This is a genomic window from Candidatus Ozemobacteraceae bacterium, assembly GCA_035373905.1.
Taxonomy (GTDB): domain Bacteria; phylum Muiribacteriota; class Ozemobacteria; order Ozemobacterales; family Ozemobacteraceae; genus MWAR01.
The window spans coordinates 45,838-52,576 of the sequence record DAOSOK010000035.1 but is presented as its reverse complement, the minus strand read 5'-3'; the positions used below and the strand labels follow the sequence as shown (position 1 = coordinate 52,576).

The 6,739-nt window shown below is 60.8% G+C and carries 2 protein-coding genes; both read left to right on the top strand.

Translation table 11 applies throughout. The annotated features are described in order from the left end of the window. Positions 1–304 precede the first annotated feature (304 nt). Complete coding sequence (locus tag PLU72_15960) at positions 305–3,739, top strand: helicase-related protein (GenBank protein ID HOT29671.1); 3,435 nt, start codon at positions 305–307, stop codon at positions 3,737–3,739. Positions 3,740–3,742: 3 nt separating this feature from the next. Continuing rightward, entirely contained in the window at positions 3,743–6,736 is a 2,994-nt protein-coding gene (locus tag PLU72_15955; GenBank protein ID HOT29670.1) for a DUF1156 domain-containing protein, read from the top strand. Positions 6,737–6,739: the final 3 nt, after the last annotated feature.

Sequence of the window (6,739 nt, the reverse complement as noted above, 5' to 3'; positions counted from 1 at the left end):
TCGACCGCGCACGCCTGGAGATCGCCTGAAATACTGGGGTTGTTTATCCGCTTACGATGAATCTCACACGTGACTGGCTTCATGCTGAACTCCTGTGAGGAATGCTCGAGGTTGCAGGGTAGTTCCCCCCTGATTCTACCTGTGTTCGCCAATTTGAACCACTGGAACGGATCTGTTCAGGGAACATCATGTTTTCAGCTTCTGACTCAGGGTCTTCAGTATTTTCGTATTGAAGATCTATTTTCCGGCGTGTAGAATCGTGGATAATCGTTTATCTCAAAGGCACGTCGGGCAGGCAAACCTCATGAACAAGACAGAACCTCTGCGGGAAGGGGTCATCATCACCGGGCCTCTGTTCCAGGAGCCGATGAGGGTCGAAACTATCCGTTCCGCCGGGCCCGATACCTGGCTGGTGGGGCTTGTCGGGACGAAGACCGAGCAGTTTCGGAAAGTCGCGCTTTCTTCCGGCCAGCTCGCGAGTCTGGTCATCCATGATCCGACGTTCACATTCGATAGTGATCCGAATCTTTTGCGATTGGGAATCCAGGCGTATTCGCTGGGAATCGCTTACGAGTTCGACCCGTATTTCGGCTTGTCGATTTCCCGGGTCGATCCCCTTCCGCACCAACTGGAAGCCGTCTACGACTATCTCCTCAAGCTCGGGCGCGTCCGGTTCCTGCTCGCGGACGACGCCGGCGCGGGCAAGACCATCATGTCGGGTCTTCTCATCAAGGAACTCGAACTGCGGGGCCTTGCGGAGCGGATCATGGTCGTCTGCCCGGCCAACCTTGCCTTCCAATGGCAGCGCGAACTGTTCGAGAAGTTCGGGGTGAACTTCAAGGTCATGAAAGGGCATGACCTCCGGGAACAGTTCGGGATGAACCAGTGGCTCGAGGAAAAGCGCGTGATCACCAGCCTCGACCTCGCGAAGCGGGAGGACATCCTTCCCGGGCTCAAACAGGTTCGCTGGGACCTGGTCATCGTCGACGAAGCCCATCGCATGTCCGCCTCCGACGAGGCTCACAAGAGCCAGCGCTATCGGCTCGGAGAACTGCTCCGCGACACCACCGATCATATCCTCCTGCTGACGGCGACGCCTCACAAGGGCGACCCGGCGAATTTCTCGCTCTTCCTCCAGCTTCTCGATGAAGACGCATTCGCCGACGTCACGTCCATCAAGCAGGCCATGGACCGGAAACGGGCGCCGTTCTACCTTCGCCGGACGAAGGAAGCGATGGTGTTTTTCCCCGAGCGCCAGCCCGACGGCACCTGGGCGGCCCGCAAAATCTTCACCAAGCGCATACCGAAAACGGTCGAGTTCGCGATCGACGGCCCGGAATACGCCCTGTATCTGGACATCACGAAGATGGTGAAACACCAGTGCGCGCGGGCCGCGGCCGCCGGCGACGATCTGCGGGCGCGGGCCGTCGGCTTCCTGATGGCCCTCTACCAGCGCCGTCTCGCGTCGAGCACCTTCGCGGTCAGGACCAGCCTCGAAAAGAGGGCGAAACGCCTGGCGGAAGGCCTGAAGCGGGCGGAAGACGTTCTCCGATTCGCGCCGGGCAGCATCCCCGATCCCGACGATCTCGACGAGATGGAAGACACCGAACGGGAGCGGATCGAGGCGTATCTGGAAGCCGTCACGCTCGCCAACAACGCGGACCAGGTCCGTTCCGAGATCGCCGCCCTTCAGGAACTGGTCATACAGGCCAAGACAGTCGAAGACAACGGCCAGGAAGCCAAGCTGAAACGGTTGAAAGCCCTTCTCGAGGAACAGGGCTTTTTCGATCACCAGGATAAGCGCCTCCTCATCTTCACCGAGTTCAAAGATACTCTCGACTATCTTATGAAACGACTAAAGGAATGGGGATTCACCGTCGGGTGCATCCACGGCGGCATGAAACCGGGCTCCCGCGACGAGCCCGGGACGAGGCTCCATGCCGAACAGCAGTTCCGGGAAGGCGCGATCCAGGTTCTCGTCGCCACCGAGGCGGCCGGTGAAGGCATCAACCTCCAGGTCTGCCACATCCTTTTCAACTACGACATCCCCTGGAACCCGAACCGGCTGGAACAGCGGATGGGCCGCATTCACCGGTACGGCCAGCAGAAGGACTGCCTGATCTTCAATTTCGTCGCGGGCAACACCATCGAGGGCCGGGTGCTGCAGAAGCTTCTCGAGAAACTCCAGGAGATTCGTGACGCGCTCGAGGACGACGCCGTCTTCAACGTTGTCGGCGAGGTCCTGCCGGCGGCCCATATCGAGCGAGTGCTGCGAGACTATTACGCCGGCAAGCTCGGAGAGCTCGATCTCGAAGACCGGCTTCTCAGGAACGTCGATGAACGGGATTTCCGGAATATCTGCCAGAACGCGCTCGAAGGTCTGGCGTCCAAGAAACTGAACCTCGCCATGCTGGTAGAACGCCGTGCCCTGGCCCAGGAACGACGGGTCGTTCCCGAGACCATCGCCCGGTTTCTCCGGGATGCCGGCGCCGTGGTGCGGCTCGACCTGAAACCGGTCAAGACGTTTCTTCACGCATTCGACCCCGGCCGCACCCCTGACGAGTTGCGGCGCCACGAGCAGGCGCCAGACTGGAAACTCCCCGGGCTGGCTTCCCGCTACCCGCGGTTCTCCACCGATCGCGAAACCTCGGACAAGAACCGCCTGGAATGGGTCACCCCCGGGCACCCGCTGTTCGAAGCCGTCCGACGCGAAGTCGGGGAACGAGCGATCGGCACCTTCGCCAAAGGCGCCTGCTACCATTCACTCGCGCATGAAAACCCGGTCCGCATCGATCTTTTCCGGGCGCGGGTGGTCGACGGCCTGGGCCAGACCATCCATGAACGGCTGTTCGCCGTCGAGAACGGCGAGGGTCGGGAGCCGCTTTTGCGCGAGGCTTCGCTCATCGGCAATCTTTCCCCCGGCCATCTCCCCGAGGCCCTGCCGCCGGTCGCGTTCCTGCCCGAGCCGATGGAATGGCTTCAGACGGAAGCCCTGTCGCCGTTTCTGGAACAGATCCGCACGGAACGCGCGGGGGAGATCGATCGGATCGCCGAGCACATCGAGCTGTCGCTGTCCGAACTGCTGATCCGCGCCGACCTGGATATCGGGCGCGCCGCCGAGGAAGTCGAAAAGCGGGTCGTCGGGGCGGAAGGCCGTCTTGCCATGGCCGAGAACACGCATCAGCGGCTGGTCGACCGCCGTGACCGGCGTCGCCGCGAGCTCGAGGCGCAACGGTCGCTCACCCTGCAAGGCGTCGAGCGGCTCACGAGTTTTCTCGTCCTGCCCCACCCCGAACGGGCCGCCCCCGAGGTCACCGGCCTCCGCCAGAATCTCGAGACCGAAGCGATCGCGATGCGGGTTGCCATGGAGTATGAAACGGCCCAGGGGCGCCAGGTCTACGATGTCCACGAAAAGGACCTGGGATACGACCTGACCAGCCTCGACACGACGACCGGGGAACTGCGCCTGATCGAGGTGAAGGGGCTCTCCGCGAAGAGCGGCACGATCCTTCTCACCCCGAACGAAAAGCGCGTGGCGGAGGACCGCCGGGACTGCTACTGGCTGTACGTCGTCACCGAGTGCGCCGCGACGCCGAAACTGAACGTGATTCGAGATCCGATCAGTTTCGACTGGCACGAAGTGAAGAAGGTGCAGCACTACTGGCTCGAAGTGAATGCCATGAGCACACCTGTTTCCGTGCGGGAGCCCGCGCCCAAGTTTCCCGAGAAGAAGGATTGATCGATGATACCCAAGGAATGCAAACGCCTGGCAGAGGTTGATTTCCCGATCGCCGTCGTGTCACAGCATGCGGCGCGCGAAAAATCAATCCGGCACGGACATCCCTCGACGCTCCACCTGTGGTGGGCGCGCCGACCGCTGGCCTCGTGCCGCGCGGTTCTGCTGGGTCTTCTCCTGCCCGATCCCTGCGACGCTCACTGTCCCAAGGAGTTCAAAACCAAGGCGCGGGAGCTGCTGAAGGCCCTCAGAAACGTCGGACCGAAGGACGAGGATCTGCGGCGACAGCTGTTGAAGTTCATCGGCGAGTTCGCCAATTGGGATGCCGCTTCGGATCAGCAGTATCTGAAGATCGGCCGCGGGCTGGTCCAGGCCGCGCATCCCGAGGAAACCCCGCTGGTGGTCGACCCCTTCGCGGGCGGCGGCTCGATCCCGCTCGAAGCCCTGCGGTTGGAGTGCGAGGCCTTCGCCAGCGACCTGAACCCGGTGGCGTGTTTGATATTGAAGGTCCTCCTGGAAGATATTCCCCGACATGGGCCGCAATTGGCGGAGGATCTGCGAAAAGCCGGCGCCGAGATCAAGGACGCCGCCGAAAAAGAGCTGGCCGAATATTATCCCGTCGATCCCGACGGCGCACGGCCCATCGCCTATCTCTGGGCGCGAACCGTCCGCTGCGAGTCGCCCAACTGCGGCGCCGAGATTCCCCTCGCCCGCTCCTTCTGGCTGTGCAAGAAGGCAAATCGTCGTCGGGCTTTGCGATGGAAGGTCATTCGAACGGGAACATCGACCCCGTATATAGGCTTTGAAATATTTCATCCAAAGAGCGAATCTGAAGTGCCGAAAGGAACGGTCGCCAGGGCCAAGGCCACGTGTCCGTCCTGCGGAACGGTCCTGCCGCCCGACCGGGTTCGGTTCCAGTTGTCCGCGCAAAAAGGCGGAGCAGACGTGATTTTCGATGAGCGCGGCAAGCGCCTCGGAGGCGCACGACTGCTGGCGGTGGTTACATTACGCCAAGACGAAACGGGGCGGCACTATCGTTTGCCGAACGAGCAGGATTATCAATCGGCTTGGAAAGCCCAACAACGACTGCAAACTATCCTTGAAACCTGGGAACAGGGCGGCAGAAAAGGCCTCTGCCCTGTCCCTGACGAACCAACACCTGCTGGTGGTGGCTCAGGCGCAGGCCGGGCTTTCTCTGTTCAGAAATACGGCATGATGAAGTTTGGAGACCTTTTCACTTATCGACAAAGACTTGCATTAGTAAACTTGTCTCGTTCAATTATGAGTCGGGATAATGAAGCTCTTCGCTCTTTAGGAATGCCTTTTGGAAGGGCTTGTGATTACTTGTCCTCGCTTGCTTCATGGGTGAGCAATGGCGAGTTTATCCGAAGCACGTTCGGCCGGCATGCTTTGCCCATGATCTGGGATTTTGCGGAATGCGCTCCCCTTGCTGATGGTTCAGGGAACTTCGATGGTGCTGTTGAATGGTCAGCTCTTGCGCTTGGAAATATCCCCTTGCTTCCACGGGTTGGGCAGGTTCAACAAGCAAATGCAATGGAATCACCCCTCCCCGATTCGGCATCTCACGTCTGGTTCACCGATCCGCCGTATTATGACGCGATACCGTATTCAGATTTATCAGACTTTTTTTTGGCATGGCAAAAACGCTTGCCTTTCAATCATCTTGAAAAACCCGATCCGTTTGACGGAACAAACCAACTTTCCCCCAAAATTAGTGAGGCAGTTCAGGACGAGACACGATTCTTCGATGGCAAGAAGAAAGATCGTGCATTTTTTGAGAGGGCGATGGGATCGGCTTTTACCGAGGGAAGGCGTGTCCTTTCAGATGACGGGATCGGAAGTGTTGTATTTGCCCACAAAACCACAGAGGGGTGGGAAGCTCTCCTGACAGGAATGATTGCAGGCGGGTGGATGATCATGTGTTCGTGGCCTATTGCAACCGAAAGACCAGGTCGACTCCGCTCCCTTGATTCTGCGGCTCTCGAGACCAGCATCCACCTCATTTGCCGGCCGCGGCCGGAGGATGCCGGCGTCGGGGATTGGGGCGAGGTTCTTCGAGAGCTTCCGAAGAAGGTCAGCGACTGGATGATCCGCTTGCAGAAAGAGGGTATCCGGGGTGCAGACCTGGTCTTTGCCTGCATCGGGCCGGCGCTCGAGATTTTCAGCCGGTTCGAGAAGGTCGAGACGGCTGAGGGCCGGGAAGTGAAACTGGCGGAGTATCTCGAAAAAGTCTGGGAAGTCGTCGGCCGGGCAGCCCTGGAGCAGGTCCTGGGCACCGCCGCGGCCAAGGCCAAGTCCGGCGCGCCGGGCGGCCTCGAAGAGGATGCGCGCCTGACCGCCCTCTTCCTCTGGACGCTGCAGGCCACGGATACGGCTTCCGCACCCGCTGCAGAGGCCTCCGATGACGCCGAAGAACCGGAAGATGGGGACGAGGATGCCGATGAAACCCCGTCCGCAGGGGGAAAACGCAAGAAAGGCGGGTATTCGCTGATCTTCGACGTCGTCCGGCGGTTCGCCCAGCCGCTCGGCATCGCGCTTCCCCGGTGGGAAAAACGCATCATCGAGGTCGAGAAGGGCGTCGTGCGGCTTCTTCCCATCGCCGAACGGGCCAAACAGCTTTTCGGCGACTCGGGGGCTTCCGCGATGGCCAAAAGCATCGAGCGCGATCCCGACAAGCCGCTCCAGCTTTCCCTCTTCGAGGAGGAAACGGCACCCCGGGTTCGCGGCCGCAAAGGAAACGCGGCGGCGGCCGATCTCGAGTGGAAGAAAGACACCTCCGCCACCACCCTCGACCGCGTCCATGCCGCGATGCTGCTCCAGGCCAACGGCCAGGCCAACGCCCTGCGGGCGCTCATCAAGGCGGAAATCGATCGCGGTCCGGAGTTCCTGCGGCTTGCGAACGCCCTCTCCGCCCTGTATCCGAAAAACGCCGACGAGAAGCGGCTGCTCGATGCCATGCTCCTCGCCGTCCCCCGCTGAACG

Coding starts and splice junctions, on each gene's coding strand:
- PLU72_15955 (HOT29670.1), top strand. CDS start 3,743: ATGATACCCAAGGAATGCAAACGCCTGGCAGAGGTTGATTTCCCGATC.
- PLU72_15960 (HOT29671.1), top strand. CDS start 305: ATGAACAAGACAGAACCTCTGCGGGAAGGGGTCATCATCACCGGGCCT.